This window comes from Mycobacterium sp. (assembly GCF_049280035.1).
In the GTDB taxonomy this organism is placed as follows: domain Bacteria; phylum Actinomycetota; class Actinomycetes; order Mycobacteriales; family Mycobacteriaceae; genus Mycobacterium.
On the sequence record NZ_JBAPPI010000442.1, the window covers coordinates 1 to 16,824 of the forward strand.

The 16,824-nt window shown below is 64.4% G+C and carries 16 protein-coding genes; 11 read left to right on the forward strand and 5 right to left on the reverse strand.

Annotated elements, in window-relative coordinates; genetic code table 11:
* On the reverse strand, window positions 1–1,185 hold a 1,185-nt coding region (locus WAN71_RS14620), incomplete at its 3' end, for an NAD(P)/FAD-dependent oxidoreductase (protein WP_422226020.1).
* Between the two features lie 51 nt (window positions 1,186–1,236).
* Window positions 1,237–2,109 (reverse strand): hypothetical protein, encoded by an 873-nt coding sequence (locus tag WAN71_RS14625; protein ID WP_422226021.1) that lies wholly within the window; start codon window positions 2,107–2,109, stop codon window positions 1,237–1,239.
* Window positions 2,110–2,212: 103 nt separating this feature from the next.
* Here WAN71_RS14625 and WAN71_RS14630 point away from each other — a divergent pair, with 103 nt between their 5' ends.
* Complete coding sequence (locus tag WAN71_RS14630; RefSeq protein ID WP_422226022.1) at window positions 2,213–2,827, forward strand: TetR/AcrR family transcriptional regulator; 615 nt, start codon at window positions 2,213–2,215, stop codon at window positions 2,825–2,827.
* 141 nt (window positions 2,828–2,968) lie between these two features.
* On the opposite strand, the gene WAN71_RS14635 is transcribed toward WAN71_RS14630, so the two are convergent.
* Window positions 2,969–3,397: a type II toxin-antitoxin system Rv0910 family toxin gene (locus WAN71_RS14635; RefSeq protein ID WP_422226023.1), complete on the reverse strand. Its 429-nt coding sequence runs from the start codon at window positions 3,395–3,397 to the stop codon at window positions 2,969–2,971.
* Between the two features lie 96 nt (window positions 3,398–3,493).
* A complete protein-coding gene (locus tag WAN71_RS14640) occupies window positions 3,494–4,057 on the reverse strand; it encodes a hypothetical protein (protein ID WP_422226024.1) in 564 nt (187 codons plus the stop codon).
* 197 nt (window positions 4,058–4,254) lie between these two features.
* Here WAN71_RS14640 and WAN71_RS14645 point away from each other — a divergent pair, with 197 nt between their 5' ends.
* From WAN71_RS14645 to WAN71_RS14655, 3 genes are all read left to right on the forward strand, one after another.
* Window positions 4,255–5,271 carry a DNA topoisomerase IB gene (locus WAN71_RS14645; protein ID WP_422226025.1) on the forward strand — a complete coding sequence of 339 codons (1,017 nt, stop codon included), beginning with the start codon at window positions 4,255–4,257 and terminating at the stop codon, window positions 5,269–5,271.
* A gap of 183 nt (window positions 5,272–5,454) precedes the next feature.
* Window positions 5,455–7,170 carry a DUF4407 domain-containing protein gene (locus WAN71_RS14650; protein WP_422226026.1) on the forward strand — a complete coding sequence of 572 codons (1,716 nt, stop codon included), beginning with the start codon at window positions 5,455–5,457 and terminating at the stop codon, window positions 7,168–7,170.
* A gap of 251 nt (window positions 7,171–7,421) precedes the next feature.
* Entirely contained in the window at window positions 7,422–8,084 is a 663-nt protein-coding gene (locus WAN71_RS14655; protein ID WP_422226027.1) for a peptidoglycan endopeptidase, read from the forward strand.
* Between the two features lie 21 nt (window positions 8,085–8,105).
* On the opposite strand, the gene WAN71_RS14660 is transcribed toward WAN71_RS14655, so the two are convergent.
* On the reverse strand, window positions 8,106–9,329 hold the full coding sequence (locus WAN71_RS14660; RefSeq protein ID WP_422226035.1) for a sulfotransferase family protein: 1,224 nt from the start codon (window positions 9,327–9,329) through the stop codon (window positions 8,106–8,108).
* Window positions 9,330–9,381: 52 nt separating this feature from the next.
* Between WAN71_RS14660 and WAN71_RS14665 the strand changes: the two genes are divergently transcribed.
* The 7 genes from WAN71_RS14665 to WAN71_RS14695 all read left to right on the forward strand — a co-directional run bounded on the left by WAN71_RS14665 (window position 9,382) and on the right by WAN71_RS14695 (window position 16,425).
* Entirely contained in the window at window positions 9,382–9,957 is a 576-nt protein-coding gene (locus WAN71_RS14665) for a TetR/AcrR family transcriptional regulator (RefSeq protein ID WP_422226028.1), read from the forward strand.
* A complete protein-coding gene (locus WAN71_RS14670; RefSeq protein WP_422226029.1) occupies window positions 9,954–11,060 on the forward strand; it encodes a DUF1214 domain-containing protein in 1,107 nt (368 codons plus the stop codon). The genes WAN71_RS14665 and WAN71_RS14670 overlap by 4 nt, the downstream gene beginning before the upstream one ends.
* A gap of 123 nt (window positions 11,061–11,183) precedes the next feature.
* Entirely contained in the window at window positions 11,184–11,930 is a 747-nt protein-coding gene (locus WAN71_RS14675) for a cutinase family protein (RefSeq protein WP_422226030.1), read from the forward strand.
* Between the two features lie 119 nt (window positions 11,931–12,049).
* Window positions 12,050–13,138, forward strand: a complete 1,089-nt coding sequence (locus tag WAN71_RS14680; RefSeq protein ID WP_422226031.1) for a diacylglycerol kinase — start codon at window positions 12,050–12,052, stop codon at window positions 13,136–13,138.
* A gap of 180 nt (window positions 13,139–13,318) precedes the next feature.
* Entirely contained in the window at window positions 13,319–13,462 is a 144-nt protein-coding gene (locus WAN71_RS14685; RefSeq protein WP_422226032.1) for a hypothetical protein, read from the forward strand.
* 109 nt (window positions 13,463–13,571) lie between these two features.
* A complete protein-coding gene (locus tag WAN71_RS14690; RefSeq protein WP_422226033.1) occupies window positions 13,572–14,156 on the forward strand; it encodes a hypothetical protein in 585 nt (194 codons plus the stop codon).
* Window positions 14,157–14,811: 655 nt separating this feature from the next.
* The gene (locus tag WAN71_RS14695) at window positions 14,812–16,425 is read left to right on the forward strand and encodes a protein kinase domain-containing protein (protein WP_422226034.1); all 1,614 of its coding nucleotides are present in this window, start codon (window positions 14,812–14,814) and stop codon (window positions 16,423–16,425) included.
* Window positions 16,426–16,824: the final 399 nt, after the last annotated feature.

A 16,824-nucleotide genomic window follows, 5' to 3' on the forward strand; every position in this document is an offset into this window, starting at 1 on the left:
AACCGCCCAGCGGTTGACGGCTCGGGGAATGGCGTACAGGTGATACCCGCGGGTGACGAATTTAGCGGGGTAGCCAGAGAGTTGGATTTTCAGCGGATTCGCCACCGCCTGATGGGGTCCAAGGTCGACTACAAAACCCATGTTGCGGTGCTTGTACTCTCGCTTCTTGCCGTACCCAAGGCTGGCGGCGACGTTGTGCGCCAACACCTTTCCTTGGCGAATCGCATGCTGTGCGGTGGGCGGTGTGATCTTGCCGGGTTGGGTCACGTCGGGCACCGCGGCGGCATCGCCGGCCGCGAACACGTCGGGATGCCCGGGCACCTGGAAGTCAGTCTGCACCTTTAGCCGGCCGTTCTCGGTCGGCAGGCCCAGCGTCTGGATCAGCGGAGCGGCGGTCACCCCGGTAACCCAGGCGACTGTTCGGGTGTCTATCCGCGAGTTATCGCTTAGCACAACGTGATCCGGATGAACCTCGTTGAGGGTTAAGCCTAGCCGCACCTCGACTCCGCGGCGCCGCAGCACGCGCATCGCGCGAGCGCCCAACTTCTCACCGACCTCCGGCATCACCTGCTCGGCAAGGTCAAGCAGCACGAATTTCACATCGGGCGCGTCAAAGCTCATCTGCTTGGCTGCGGCGTCGGCCAATGCGCGAAGCTGCAGGACCAGTTCCGTACCGGAATACGACGCCCCCACCACCACGATCGTGCGTCTGGCTTGCGCGAGCTCGGCGTCGTCTTCGAGGCAGGACAATTCCAACTGCTCGAGAACGTGGTCGCGCAGGTAGAGCGCCTCAGCTGTCGACTTCAAACCCCTTGCGTAATGGGCTAATCCAGGTATGTCGAACAGGCGGGTGACCGACCCGGGCGTCAACACCAGCCGGTCCCACGACAGTTCGCAGGGGCGCTGTTCCAAATCGGTGAAGTGCAGCCGGTGCTGCTCGAGGTCGACGCTGTCGACTCGCCCGCGCACTTTGCGCACACCGTTGAGCGTCCCGGCCAGCGGGATTGTCACGAACCGCGGATCGACTACCCCACCCGCCACGTCAGGAAGCAGCGGTGTGTACAGCATGTAGTCGACCGGCGAGATGATCGTGACCTCGATGTCTGATCTGCGTAATCGGCGGGCCAGCCGCCGTGCACACTCGAAGCCGGTAAATCCGCTGCCCACGATCACCACCGACGTCACCGCTTCCACTGTAGCGACGGGCGGCGCGCGGAATCGGTCCGCGCTGCGCCGCTACGGGGTGGCCAGCAGGGTGCCGAACTTGGCCGCCAACCACGGCTTTCGTCCGCCCGCCCGCAGCTTGCCACGGAGAAGTACGGGAAGCTGCCGCACTCGGCCACCGCCGACAAGCAGGAATGCCACCGGGTCGGCAGTGATCACACAATCGGCCTTCTCCCCCGCCACCGTCACGACACCTGTGCCGTCGGTGATTGCCATCCGATAGCGACAGCCGCCGCGCATCCGTAGTTCGAAGCTGATGTTGAGGCCCTTGGTCTGCGATGGCCGTAGGTATTTCGGCGCAAGCGAAAGCACAGCGGGTATCACCAGCAACGCGTCTTCGCGGCCAATGCTCCACGGCCGATGCCCGGCGCGCGCGATATCCAGACCGTGAACCAGCTGCTCCCCCAGCAACAGGCAGGTCATCACGGCCGGTTCGAGGACCAGGCCGTCGGCGGTGAGGACCTCGACGCGTTCGGATGCATCGATGGCTTGGATTTCAGTGGCGACGGCAAGGTAGCTCGCGGCGGTCTCTTCCAGCATGTCGACGAGTCGGTGCAGGTCACGCTCGGAGACGTCGATCAAGTGCTGGTCATTGACCGCAGTCCTGGCCCGCGCCGGCGATCCGTCCGGAATGTTGATCGCGGCGCGGTCGCCGTTCACATGCCTGGTTAATGCTTCGGTGTATTCACGCATGTCAGCCACCATGTGCGCCGCTGTCTGACCGGCTGTCCACGAGAGCCCGGGTACCGGGGCTGCCGAGTCGGCAATGCTGCGCCACAGTTGCGCGGTGCGAGCGACTGCCTCGGCAAGTGCCGCCCGGGCGTGAGCATCGGCACGCCGGACGTCGTCGACGGGTCCAGCAGGCACGGTGGGGACAGTTTTCATCACGAGCAGCCTTCCGTCTGATCGACTTGAGATAATGGCACTATGCCACATAGCATGACTATGTCAATAGGCTGAAGCGATCCGTTGCACGGAAGTGAGAGGCATGTCCGAGTCGAGACCGCAGTCGTCGTCGTTGCGCGCCCAGCAGGTCGCGCAGACCCGGGATTCGCTGGTCCGTTCAGGCCGGGAGTTGTTCGGCCAGAAAGGATTTCGACAGACTTCTGTGGAGGATCTGGCACGCGCCGCCCGAGTCACGACCGGCGCGCTTTATCACCACTTCCCCACCAAGACCGCACTTTTCGAAGCGGTTTTCGAGCATGCGCACACCGAGTTGATGGCCGCGTCGATGGCAGCCGCGCAGGATGCGACCGATGACCTCGACGTGCTGGCACGGGGCTTCGAGGCGTTCCTCGACGCCATATTGGAATCAGACATGCAGCGCATCCTCATTCTGGATGGCCCCGCGGTGCTGGGCCTAGCGCGCTTCACCGAACTGGATGAGCGTTACGCATTCGCTGTTATCGTTTCGGGGCTTCGGGCCGCCACCGAAGCCGGCGCACTTCGAGTCGACGATCCAGAGACCGTCACCCGACTGCTGTTCGGTGCGCTGAATCGCGGCGCGATGCTGATCGCGAACTCACCGGATCCGGTCGGGACCAGGCATGCGGTCGCGCTATCCATGCGCGCCATGATGGCCGGTTTCGCCATCTCCGGCTGACGAGTCGTTTTTCGCTCCAGGATCCGGGTAGTCGACCGGAATTGGCTGCTGGCTTAGTGGCATTCGTGATTTGCTTGGCCAGCTACGCCCACCACGGCGCGGGATGAGCTGGTCAACTCGAGGCGACGACGCGGATGTGTTTCATTGCAACGCGGCCAGGTTGCAAACCGACTCATGCACATCCGACTTGATGATCCTGGCGACGAGCCGCCCGATCGGCCCGTTCAAAAGACCCCCCGTCAGATCGGCGGTCAGACGAAACGTTGACCCGGGATGGTTGTCAGTGACCGTCATCGCTACCGCGATGCGGATCCCGCCGCGGCCGCGGCCGGATAATTCGATCGCTTTCGGCTCTTCGTACCGAGTGACCGTCCAATGAATGACGTTACGAAAACCCTTCACCTTGATCCGCGAAGACACCTGCGTGCCTTTGTCGATCTTGGACGGGACCGAACCGCGCCAACCAGCAAATATCGTCATCCAGTCGCCGAACCGATTCAAATCGCACGCCAGCTTCCAGGCTGATTCCGGCGCCAAGTCCGACGAGGTCGAAACATCTACTCGGGCCACCCGGCGTCACTCTCCCTCTGACTGGAACGCGGCTGGGCTTGCATACCCGGGCACAGCCGCGCGATAAACCGCACATCTGGCGCCCAACGGCGACCGTCAGATGCCCTTCCAGGTCTGATCGAGTTGTTCTGCCACGTCGATAACTTGCGCCTTTTGGGATTGCGGCGAATCGATTTCCTCGCTGACGTACTGCGCGATGAAGCGCCGGATCTCCCCGTCAACGCCGGCCACGATGCGCAACACTTCGCCGCGGATGCTTGTCGACGACACGTGGACGGTGATATCCGACGACCGTGGCTTGGCGACGTCGACGATCAGCATGAGTGGTTCGGCAGCGCGTGCGGTCGCGGTCAACGCGATGTCGCCGTCAACCCGGAACCGCTGTTTGTCCAGCCGTAGGTCGACGAGCAGATCGATGAGAAGTGGGATGTGGATGTCAAATGTGATGCTGTCGCCGACGTTACGGGCGACCTGCGGCTCCTTGATCGTCACCCGGGCGCTCACTTTGGCAATCTTGCCCGGCCCCTGTGCGATCGGTTCCATGTCGAACTCGGTGCCGGCGAACGCGCTGAAGGCGGCGCCGACACGTTCCGCCGTCACGGCCACTTCGAAGAATCGCCGCCCAAAAACCTCGTAGCTCACGTAGTCGTAGCCCTGCATAAGTAGATACCGTCTCACATGCGACTCACAGAGCCTTGCGACTCTGCGGCTGATCCGATCGTGTCGGCCGAAGCCCGCTGTGCCAGTGGTGTTACGCAAATACCGCCGTGGGTAAACCAGTGCGCATGAAAGCACAGCTACCGCATGTGCATCTCACCGATCGCACGTCAAGCCTCCGAAGGTAGCGAGGTGCACAGATGAGGTTGCGCAAAAGCACCGTCGGCGGCCCAGGTTTTCGTCGTGTTCGGCGGGGCCGCGGCTTCTCCTACGTCGACGTGGGGCGCGACTGCGTCGACGACCCGGAAAGCTTGGCACGGATCCAGGCACTGGTTATCCCGCCGGCTTGGAAGAACGTGTGGATCTGTCCCCACCCCAACGGCCACATCCAGGCGGTAGGTACTGACGTCGCCGGCCGCCGCCAGTACCTCTACCACGAGCAATGGCAGGCCGAGAGGTCCGAAGAGAAGTACGACCGGGCCTTGAGCCTGGCCAGACATCTGCCGGACTGGCGCCTCCACCTTCGCACCGACCTGCGTGCCCGCGGGCTGGGACCCGATCGCGTGCTAGCGCTGGCTCAGCATTTGATCGATCAGGGCTACTTCCGGGCCGGCGGTGAGGAGTACGCGCAGGAGAACGGCAGCTTCGGCCTGGCCACGCTGCGCCGCGACCATGTACGACTACACCGGGACAGCGTGGAATTCGACTACCCCGCGAAAAGCGGGGTGCGCCGCACGATTTCCCTGGACGATCCCCTGGTGATCAAGGCGGTTGGCTCGCTGATGCGTGCCAAAACGAAGATTCCGCGGCTGCTGGTGTATCGCACGTCAGATGGCTGGTCCGAGGTGCACGCCGACGACCTCAACACCCGCTTTCGAGAACTGGTGGGTGAGGAGTTCAGTGTCAAGGATCTGCGGACCTGGCACGGCACGGTGCTGGCCGCCGAGGCGTTCGCCATCGCCCGAGAGCCGACGTCAAAGACGGCTCGCCGTCGCGAAGAAGCGGCCGTGATGCGCGCGGTGGCTGAAGAATTGGGTAACACGCCCGCGGTGGCACGGGGCTCCTATGTGGATCCTCGCGTCGTGACCGCCTACGAACAAGGCGTCACCATCGCCCCCGCATTACGCAGAATCAAACGTCAGCGAACGCGGGAGGCGAGGCGCGAAACAATCGAGCGAGCCAGCGCGCGGATGATCAAACGCATCGCGCAGAGCTGAGCACTCTACGACGCTGGCAGCCTGAGCGGCATCGGTTGTGAGAGAATTCGACTGTCGCACCGGCGCGAACCGGGCTGGGCGATTCAGGTCGCGTTGTTAACCGCGCCACACATCCATCCGCTGATTCTTCTATCCCGGCCTTGGCCTGTCAGGCTGGCAGAACCTGGAGGTGTTTTGAGTCCGATGTGCGCCCACAAAGTGACCGAGCCGCGAACCAGCGGCTCGCAGATCGAGGCCTTGCTCACCTGGGTCGGTGGCGGAGAGCGTCGCGAACTGGACGAACGTCACGAGCGGTCCGCGCACGCGATCGCCGGCACCGTCGTGATCCTCAATGCCGCACTGACCTGGCTGGTGACGACGCTCGCCGTGCTCGAAGCAACGCGGTGGCCGGTGCTGGCCATAATGCCGTTCACCCTGGTGTTTGGCTTGCTGGTCGGCGCGATCACCCGCGGCGTAGCGAGCGGACCGATCCGCGGGCTGCGCGGCATCGTGGGCCGTGGACTGGTGGCGGCCGCAATCGGCATCGTCGTAGGCGACGTCGCCGCACTGGCGATGTTCTCCGGGTCGATCGACCGTCAGCTCGAACTACAGGCCGCGCGCGCTGCCGACTCGGCGCCGGCGGCCGTGCAGGCATCGACCAGCCTGGCGCAGCTGCGCACCTCTCGCGTCGCGCTCGACAAGGCGGTCGATACCGCACGCATTCACCGCGACGAGGCGCTGGTGGTGGCACGCTGCGAATACAATCCGACCCCGGCCTGCCCGCAAACCCATATCACCGGGGTGCCCGGTTCCGGGCCCGAAACCCGAACTGCCAACGAGCTTCTCGCAGATTCCCAGCACGAATTGGACACCGCTATCGCCGCTCGGGACCGCCAAGCTGCCGAGCTTGACTCCAAAATCGGCGACGGCGAGCGGGCCCTCTCCCAAGCGCAGCAATCCGCGGCCGCCGACGCTGACCATGGCCTGGGCGCGCGGTGGCTGGCAATGCAAAACCTCACGCTGGCCAGCGCCGGCGCACTAATGCTGCGGCTCTTGACGATCGCGTTCTTCACACTGCTGAGCGTGCTGCCCTTGATACTGCGGCTATGGCGTGGTGAAACAGCCCATGATCGCAACGCCGAAGCCCGTGCCGAACGTGAACGCGCCGAGCTGGAGGCAGAGACAGCGATCGCGGTCAAACGAGCCGAGGTTCGTGCGGCCGCCGAAACGATGTGGGCCGAGCAGCAACTCGCCCAAGCCCGGATGGCCGTCGAGGCGCAGACCGAGATCGACCGCGCGCAGCTTCGTCAGCGCGTGAGCGCAGCCCTGGAAAGCGCGGCACCCGTCGCTGAGCCGGTGGCGGAAGACATCTACCTGCCGATCGCCGCTGAGGCGGAGGCCGCGAGCCGCGCCGCGACCGAATTGCCCGACGCCCCGGCGAAGGCCGATGCGGCGCAGACGCCGAACCTGCCCGCGACACTGGAATCACCCGACGTGCCCGCCACACCGTCGATTCCAAGCATCCCGGATGTCACCCGAGCCGCCGCGCGCTGGGTTCGTCCGCTGGTTCCGAGTTTTGTTGCCCGCGCGATCGACACCTCAACCCACCCGTTGCGCACGGCGCGCCAGGTGTTGGAGGAGGTCGAGGAAATCACCTTCGCGCTCAAACGCACCCACAAGATCATCGTCAGTACCGAGGAAACTGCGGGCCCGGGGCCATCAGGCGAATCGGCCGCGATCAGTGCCAGTGGTGACGATCATCTCGGTGCGCAACCCGTGACGCCAGAGCGGCTATCCGCAACGCATGTGGACGACCTGTCGTTGACGCAGCGCGAGGCGCAGCGCGGGCTGATCGAACGCGACGGACCAGCTGAGGTGCGTGGGGCTGACGGCCCACGACAATTGCCGCCTGCGAAGTAATCGGCGGACGACACTGTGTTGTGATCGAAAGCTGAAATGAGCTGGGACAGCGTCATTGCAACGCAATATCGCTCACCAGCGAGAATAACTCTTTCAGCAAAGCCGTTTCTGTCGTAGAGTTGCGGAACTGAGACGAAAATCAGCGAAAAATAAAGAATGCCTGAATCTTCCACGCATGTTGAATAGGTGATTTCAGACCTATATCGACCAGCGCTTTTCGTGCGGAATTGTAGTGTAGGCCATTCAGTAATATGAAAAGTGATGGCCGACACAATTTTTGGCCGTTTTTGATCTTGTTGTTAACGTCCCGGCCCATGTTTGTTTTAGCAACGCTGATGGGCCTGCTTCAGGAGATGTCAGGCACACCGTATAGCCATGGCTATTCCCCCCGGGGAACGGACTGTTCGGGTCTGGCCTCCTTGGTATCGAATGTCGCTACCGACCGGCCGGCTTTCGCTGGCAGGTTCAACACCGGGAATGAAGAATCGGCCTTGTTGGCGCGTGGCTTCCAGTACGGCACCGCCCCCGGTGCTCTGGTGATCGGCTGGAATGGCGGTCACACCGCGGTGACGCTGCCGGATGGAACCCCGGTGTCCAGCGGTGAAGGCGGCGGCGTGCGAATTGGTGGCGGCGGTGCTTACCAGCCTCAGTTCACTCATCACATGTTTCTCCCGGTGGATCCCGATGCAGCGCAGGATGCCCCACCGCCGCCGTTTGGGCCGGTTCTGGTGGACGCGGTGGCTCCAGAGCCTCCCCCGCCGCCTGCGCCCGGCCCCGACCCCGTAGAGCCGGTGCAGAACGAACTGCCACCGCCGCCGGCTCCCGAACCGGCCCCCGCCGAGCCGGTGGAGAACCAACCGCCTCCGCCGGCGGATCCTGCGCCGGCCGTTGATCAACCAGGCGCGGCTACCTAGCGCTCCGAGGCCGTTGGGCCTCTACGCCAAGAACCGCTCCAGATAGCGGGTGAACCGGTCGCGCAGGTCGTGCGCGTCGAGTCCGAACATTTCGGCCGACGTCGCGATCTGGCCCAACCGCCCCCGCTGGTGGCCCAGCAGATAATCGGCCATCGCCGTGCGGGCCGCGTTTGTCAGCGGCTCGCCGGCGAGGTCGTAAACGTGTTCAGCGACGCCGAGCTCATCGGCCATGAAGTCGTTGAAGCGGACGTCGACCGAGCGCTCCGGCGGGATGACATCACGATCCTGGACGAGCGCGTCCAGCATCATTTGCAAGCGGTCGACCCACGATGCCGCGATCTCCTGCACCGGCACCGGCGAGCAATGCATCCGCGCGGTATAGGTGATCATCGCGAGCATGGACAGCGTTACCGGTACGGGGTCGCGGTGGGTGCACACCACGATCGCCCCGGGAAAGACGGCGTCCAGCACCGGCAACTGCTCGAGGTGCTGGGGTGACTTCAGCAACCAGCGGCGGCCGCCGCGCAGAAACTGCAGCGCCTTCAACTGGACGGCCAAGTGCTCGTAGGACGATGTCTGGTCGTGCGTCAGGTAGTAGTCGCGCCACCGCGGCACGTACGCGAGAGTCTCGAAGAACATCGTGGAGAAGTCGTTGGCCAGCAGCTGGATCTCCTCGTGGACATGCTCGGTGGTCATCTCATGCATGAGCGGGAAGTGCGGCATCGCGGCATTCATGAACTCGACGGCGGCGTCCATGCGCGCTTTGCGCGGGTCGGGCTCGACGCCCACCTCGGCGGGCAGCGGAAATGGCTCGACGCTCTCCCAGTACGGGATGGTGCGAAAGGTCGTGGGCGCCGCCAGCAAGTTGTGCAGATGAGTGGTGCCGGTGCGGGGCAGGCCCGCGATGACGACCGGCGGCAGCAGCTCGATGTCGTTGATCTCGGGGTGTCGCGCCAGCAGATCATTAAGCAGCAGCCGGTTCTTGAGCCACTGCAACAGCTGAGCGTGGAAGTTGACGATTCCCGGCCCGTGCAGGCCATCGATCTCTTGCAGCGCCGTGAGGTAGACATCGAGGCGCTCCCGGTAATCGTCAGGCCCGAAGTCGGTTAGCCCGGTATCGGCGGTGGCTTTGGCGTGCAGCGCTTCGGCATCCAGCGGGCAATCCGGCGCCATCGCGGCCATGAGCTCGCGGATCTGCTCGGCTTGAGGGCTGAAGCGCGGCTCAGCAAGGTCATCAAGGTGCACCAGGACTGCGGCGGCGTCGGTCACGGCGACTTATGTTACTCTGAGTTTCGTAATGACGACAGAGCTTGGCCGACCTCGCGATAAGCGCATCGATAGCGCGGTGCTCAGCGCGACTGTCGAACTGCTCGCCGAGACGGGCTATGCCGACCTTTCCGTCGATACCATCGCCCGGCGGGCGGGCACCAGCAAGCCGGCGATCTATCGCCGTTGGCCCGGCAAGGCGCACCTTGTCCACGAGGCGGTGTTCCCGATCAGCAACACGACCGCCGTCCCCGACACCGGGTCGCTGGCCGGCGACGTGCGCGAAATGGTTCGTCGCACCGCGGCCGTGCTGACCACCCCGGCTGCGCGCGCCGCGCTGCCCGGACTGGTCGGTGAGATGGCCGCCGACCTCACGCTGCACTCCGCGCTGCTGGAGCGCTTTGGCGACATCCTCTCGCGCGGCCTTTCGGATCGCTTGGCGGACGCGATCGCGCGCGGCGAGGTACGGCCCGACGTCAGCGCTGCCGAGGTCGTCGAGGTCGTCGCCGGAACCACGTTCCTGGCGCTGCTCACCCGTGGGGACACGCTCGACGATTCCTGGGTAGACCGCACGGCCGCTTTCATAACGAGAGGAATCAGTAGATGACGACCCACGAGTCCACCGCTGCATGGCAGGAGTTGCTGCACACCTTAGGTGGCCTCGACCGCTCCTTTCTCGACGGCGACCGTGCCGTCACCGACGACCGGCACATCGCCGACGGCTACCGCATGATCGCCACCACACTGGGCGTCGCCTTCGACACTTACGTCTTCGCCGAGCCCAGTCGGCCCGTGTTCGTCGCAGTCAACACGCCCTTCCGACGAGATCGACGATGGGGCGGCGACAACACCGACGCCTACTACTACATGTGCCCGGTCGATCCCAAACGGCGCTATCGCATCAGCGGCAACAGCGGCGACAGCGTCTACTTCTCGCTGACTGCCTACAACGAACCGTCGCCGGGCGCATGGTCGGACCGCATCGTGGCAATCCTGCGCGATGACGACCTCGAGATCGATGCGGCGGGCAACTTCTCGTTCGAATTCGGGCCCACACCCGACGCGGCAGTGCTGATGACCCGCGACTACCAGGCCGACCCGCTGACCGGTCGCCCAGTCAGCTGGCGAATCGAGGCGCTCGACGAACCGGAACCGATCCGGCACGGCGATGCCGAGACCGCTGCGCGCCTGCGGGCCAGCACCGCCTGGCTACGCACGATGTTCGCGATCATCCCGCTGGCCGTCGGAGCGCGGGTTGACGAGACGCACGCGCTGGGCCATGAGATCGCGCATGCGGCCAATGAGTTCGCCGACCCCTACCAAGTCCCGGACGCCAACTTCGGCTGGTCGGCCCGTGACGCCTGTTATTCCTATGGCAGTTTCGTGCTCGACGAGGACGAGGCGCTCGTCATCACCCACCGGCCGCCGCGGTGCAGGTTCTGGAACCTGGTCGTGTGGAACCAATTCATGGCCACCCACGGCGTCACCGATGCACGCAGCTCGGTCAACGGCCATAGCGCGGTGCTCAGCGCGGACGGCTCGGCGACGATCGTCATCTCTCGCGGCATGACCGCGCACCCGAATTCCCTGACCACGCTTGACTATCCCCGTGGCAACCTCGCGTTCCGGTGGTTTCTCGCCGACGAGGTCCCGGCGCGGCCGGAAGTGCGGCTGGTGAAGCTGTCCGAGGCGCCGACGAGCGTTGAGTAACACCGCGCTGAATCGCTCGGCTTAACCCGGCGTTAAACAGCTGCTATAGAACGCTTCGGCAGCCCCTATGTAAGGTGGAAATTCTTAGTTTAGGTAGCCAATCTCAGGGGAATCTTCTGCGCCATGATTTCGCATCACATCACTCGCCTGTTCGGTGCGGCGGTAGCTACGACATCGGGGCTGCTCGCCACTGTCATCCCTACCGCCGCCGTTCCTTCCGCGTCTGCCCAGCCATGCCCTGACACCGAAGTGGTGTTCGCCCGCGGCACCGGTGAGGATCCGGGTGTCGGGCCGACGGGACAAGCGTTCGTCGACACCCTGCGCGGGCGCCTCGGCGGAAAGTCGATGGACGTATATCCGGTCAACTACCCCGCCAGCGACCAATGGTCGACCGGAATCGACGGCATCAGAGATGCCGGCACTCATGTCGTATCCGAGGCGTCAGCCTGCCCCAACACCAAGATGGTGCTCGGCGGCTATTCACAAGGCGCAGCCGTGATGGGCTTTGTCACCTCCCCTGCGGTCCCGGATTCCATCCCACCTGACGTCGATCCGGCAACCCTCCCTAAACCTCTGGACCCTGCCGTAGCAAGCCACGTCGCCGCGGTCGTGCTGTTCGGAACGCCCAACGTGCGGGCTATGGACTTCCTCGGCCAACCGCAGATCGTCATCGGCCCCCTATATCAGGCCAAGACAATCAAGGTGTGCGCCCCCGAGGACCCGATCTGCTCGGACGGGATGAATTTCGCCGCGCACGATGCCTACGACGGGGACGTGATTGCCCAGGGGGTCGACTTCGCTATGGGTCATCTTGGCGAAGGTGGCCCACCCGCAGCACCGGCAACTCCACATCGAGGCTTTGGAGACTGAAGTCCACGGATAACCGGCGGCGGACCTTGCCCGCCACTGCTTCTCGGCGGTCGCCTTAGGACACCTGGACTAGCGTCTAGAAAAGTCTGTGCGCTCGCATCCAGGGACGGAGGACACCCATGGCGATCCGCGTCGCGCATGTCGGCACCGGAAACGTCGGTCGTCTGGCGTTGACCGAGCTGGTCACCAATCCACAATTCGAACTCACCGGGTTGTGCGTCTCGTCGCCGCAGAAAGTCGGCAAGGATGCCGGAGCGCTCGCCGGGGTGGAGGTGTCCACCGGCATCACTGCCGTCGACGACCTCGATGCCGTGCTCGCCACCGGCCCCGAATGCGTTGTCTACTGCGCGATGGGCGACACCCGTCTGCCGGAAGCGATGAAGGACGTCATGCACATCCTCGCCGCGGGCATCAACGTGGTCGGGTCGTCGCCGGGGATGTTGCAGTATCCGTGGGGCGTGATGCCCGAGAAGTACATCGCCCGCATTGAAGACGCTGCACAGCAAGGGAATTCGAGTATTTTCATCAATGGCGTCGACCCCGGATTTATCAACGATCTCATCCCGTTCGTGCTCGCGAGCACCTGCCAGCGGATCGAGCAGGTGCGCTGCACGGAGATCGCCGACTACGCGACCTACGACGGCGCCGAGGTCATGAACTACATGGGGTTCGGCAGGCCCCTAGATGACGTACCGATGCTGCTGCTACCGGGCGTGCTCAGCATCGCCTGGGGCGGGGCGATTCGTCAGCTGGCGGCGGGCCTGGGAATCGAACTGGACGCGATCACTGAATCCCACGAGCGGGAGCCGGCGCCGGAGGACTTCGACATCGCGGTAGGGCGCGTCGCCAAGGGGACCATGGCCGCACTGCAGTTCGAGATTCGCGGCATGGTCAACGGTTACCCCGCGATCGTTGTCGAGCATGTGACGCGGCTACGAGAAAACCTGCGACCGGATTGGCCGCAGCCCGCCCAGCCCGGCGGCTCGTATCGCGTGGAGATCGTCGGCGAGCCGTCCTACACCGTGGACATCTGCCCGACGAGCCGCAAGGGCGATCACAACCACGCGGCGATCGTCGGCGCGGCGGGCCGCATCGTCAACGCCATCCCGGCCGTGGTCGCGGCGCCGCCCGGAATCCGGACGACGCTGGACTTGCCGCTGGTCACCGGAAGCGGCCTCTACGCACCAGCGGGAATCCCGGCTGTCTGACATGAGCCCTGAAACACCTTCGCCTACCGTGGTACTGGTTCACGGGGCGTGGGCCGACGGCTCCAGCTGGAGTCGAGTCATCACCGGCCTGGGCCAGGCCGGAATCGCGGTCACGGCCGCTCCTATCCCGCTCACCACTCTGCGCCCGGCCTAAAGCCGGACGATCAAGGCTGGATCTGGTTGCCTACCAATGCCTTTGCCAAGGCATTCGCCCAGCACGGAACTGCCGAAGAGCATGCGGTGCTGGCGGCGGTGCAACGGCTAATCACCCGCCCGCAAGCTGTTGTCGACATCATCGCCGAGGCTGTACACAGCGTGCCTTGAGCGTTATTCGTGGGTGTGCTGACACCAGCGGGAACCGCGGCATCCGACCAGATAAATCCGCCCTGGGTTACCGTTTCCCGATTAGCTTGGTTGAAGGGAGCACGGTCCGATGAGGATTTCTCACCCGGTGATCGCCGGTGTAATCGTTGCGTCAACGCTGACGGGAGTGTCGGTCGCCGGCTGCAGCAGCCATTCGAAGTCCACGACGCCGACATCGGGATCAACCACCTCGACCCATGTCGCACTGGGCGACTACACCCAGTTGCTGATCAAGGCCAGTGACATCAACGCACCAGAACCTTTCACCGCCAGTCCAGCGGTCAAGAACCCGAATGGCCAACAGGGCGCACAAGCGACGTTCGGCGACCAAGACAAGACCCACACGATCATCGACACCATCCAGATCATGTTGGACCCCGCGGCCGCTGCGAACGCGCTGGATTCGGCCAGGGCGGCTCAGCATGAAACGCTTCAGGCGAAACCCCTATCGGTCGACGTCGGGGCCGACGGCACGACGATTTCTGGATCTTCGCAGGACCGATCCAAGGGGGTGACGGTATTGCTGTTCACCGAGGGCAAGGCGTTCGTCACGATCGAGTTCGATGGCCCGTCCTACGCGCTGGCGCCGGCGGATTTCGTCAGCGACGTCGGGCACAAACAAGACGAGGCCATCAAGAAGGGACTCGGTAGCTGACCGAGCCCTAGGCGTGCACAAGGTCCCCCACGTAATTGCTCGGGAATTCGTCGCGCCGCGATTCGGCCACTGCGATGGTTTACCCCGAGCCACCGACCGTGGGGCGTGCCGCTCCAAGAATCCGCCAAGGCATCTACCGCACCCTGACGAGAGGTATACGGTTACACCCTCCGGATACAGCTTTACGCTGCGGTTCCGGGGGTTTAGGGAGGTTGGGGCGATGTGGCAGCAACTGTCACGGCGCGACAAGACCCGAGCCGTCGCCTGTGTTTTTGGGATGGCGCTAGGGGCCTTCGCGGCCGTCTTCCTCGCGGTGAATGGTTATTGGGTTCGGGGCGCTGGATTTACCTTCCAGGCGGTCTTCTTCGCCTTCGCCCTGTACACAGTGGTCAAGCGCGGCTCGGGGAAACCACAACCTCGCACAATCAACCCAGGAACCACTGCGCCGGATCAACAATCGCAGGGGCCATCACCGGTTCAACCGCCGGGTGGCGGGCCGCCCCAACGATGGTTTTGACCCGGGGGCTCAACGGTCCGGTGGTGAAGCTGCCTGTGCGATAGCACTCATATATCTGCTATCTCGTCGCCTTTGCCGTAGTAAGGGCAGTAGCTGGTTTGCCGGTCGGTGAACTGGCTGACTGCGTATGGTGAGCCGGTGGAGGGCACGCCGTTCGGGCGTTATCGCCTTATCGAGCTGTTGGGCCGTGGCGGCATGGGCGAAGTGTGGCGCGCTCACGACACCGTGATCGACCGGATTGTGGCGGTGAAGGTGTTGCCGGCGCACTTAGCCGACGATAAAGCGTTTGTGCAGCGGTTCCGCCGAGAGGCCCATGCCGCAGCACGGCTGAACAATCCGCACGTGATCCCGATCCACAACAGCGGCGAGATCGACGGCCGGCTGTATGTGGACATGCGGTTAATCGAGGGCCGCGACCTACAAGAGGTGCTGGCCGACGGGCCGATGGAGCCGGGGCGGGCGGTGCGCATCATCGAGCAGGTGGCCAAGGCGCTACACGCCGCGCACAAGATCGGTCTGGTGCACCGCGACGTCAAACCGTCCAACATCCTGCTCGACGAGGACGACTTCGCGTACCTGATCGATTTCGGCATCGCGCGCGGCGCCGACCAGACCCGAATGACGAGCACCGGCGGTGTCATCGGCTCGTGGCCCTACATGGCACCAGAGCGGTTCAGCGCCCAAGAAGTCGATGCCCGCGCCGACGTGTATGCGTTGGCCTGTGTGCTGTATGAATGCCTGACGGGACACACACCCTACCCCGGCGACAGTCCTGAACAGCAGTACGCCGGTCACGTCGCCACCCCACCACCCCAACCGTCGAGCACCAATCCCGACCTGCCCGCCGACTTCGACAGGGTCACCGAGAAGGGCCTGGCCAAAGACCCCGACCAGCGGTATGCCACCACCGTCGAGTTAGCCAACGCCGCCCACGACGCCATCACCACGCCGCTGGCACCCCCCAACGAACCCACCCTGCTCGCCGGCGCGACCCGACCCGCACCCGCCCGCCTTGATGATCAGGTGCCACCCCCGCCCGCACCCGCGCCGGAGGTGGTGCGGCAACAGCCCGCAGACCTGAACCTCGCCGCGACCCAACACCGCCCACCCGACTGGCCGGCCCCTCAGTTCGGCACACCGCCACCGCCGTGGGGGCAGGGCCCACGCCGACAGGTGAAGGTGGGCCTGATCGCCGCGATCGTGATGATCCTGGCCGCCGCCGGCATCACCGGCTACCTCGTCCTGCGACCAAAACACCCGCCCGCATCCCCAACCCAAACCGCGCAACCCGCTCCCGGAAACTTCGTGAAACCCCTTACGGCTACAGTGTTTTCGCCCGGTCCTGCCGGGGCCGACAATCCAGATCAGGCCGGGCTGGCCATCAACGGCTCCCCGCCGCCCGGGTGGACTACCGATATATACAGCGATGCCGTCCCGTTCCCGGGCTTCAAGAGCGGCGTCGGTTTGCTGCTACAGCTGCCGCAGGCCACCCGGCTGGCGTCTGTCTCCCTCGACGTGCCCAGCACCGGAACCGAGGTGCAAATTCGGTCGTCGCCGACTCCCACGCCGGCGGAGCTGTCTGACACCATCGAGCTGACCCCACCGACGCTTATGCAACCCGGCCACAACACGATCCCGGTGCCGAACGCGGCGCCCATATCGACCGTACTGGTATGGATAACCACGCTGGGCACCACCGACGGTAAGAGCCGAAGCGCGATCGCCGACCTCACGCTGCAGGCGGCTTCTTGATCGCACAGGCCGGCCACCATTCGGTCGCATCTTCTTTGGAGAGTTCAACAAGGGTGTAGGACTCGCACAATGTTTGGCCTGGAACGGGCGCCTCATGTCGCGCCGGTAGGACCGTCGAACTTATCCCTTTGCCATCGCGCTGGCGATCCTTGCCGTAGTAAGGGCAGTAGCTGGTTTGCCGGGACTATCTCGCTAACGGTGTTTCCGGCGGTTTCCATTAGTAGGTTTCGGCCGCCGGGAAACGGTCGCCGAAGGTGATTGCGAACGCGTTGAGCGCTGGCTTCGTGCGCCGTGAGGCGCTGTGATTTGAGTGGAGGTGAGAAGCCTTTGCCGTCGGGTCGTCGCAGCGGCCCGATAGGAGCTGAGGGCAGCCCGAGCCGGGAGGTGTCGGTGCGGGTG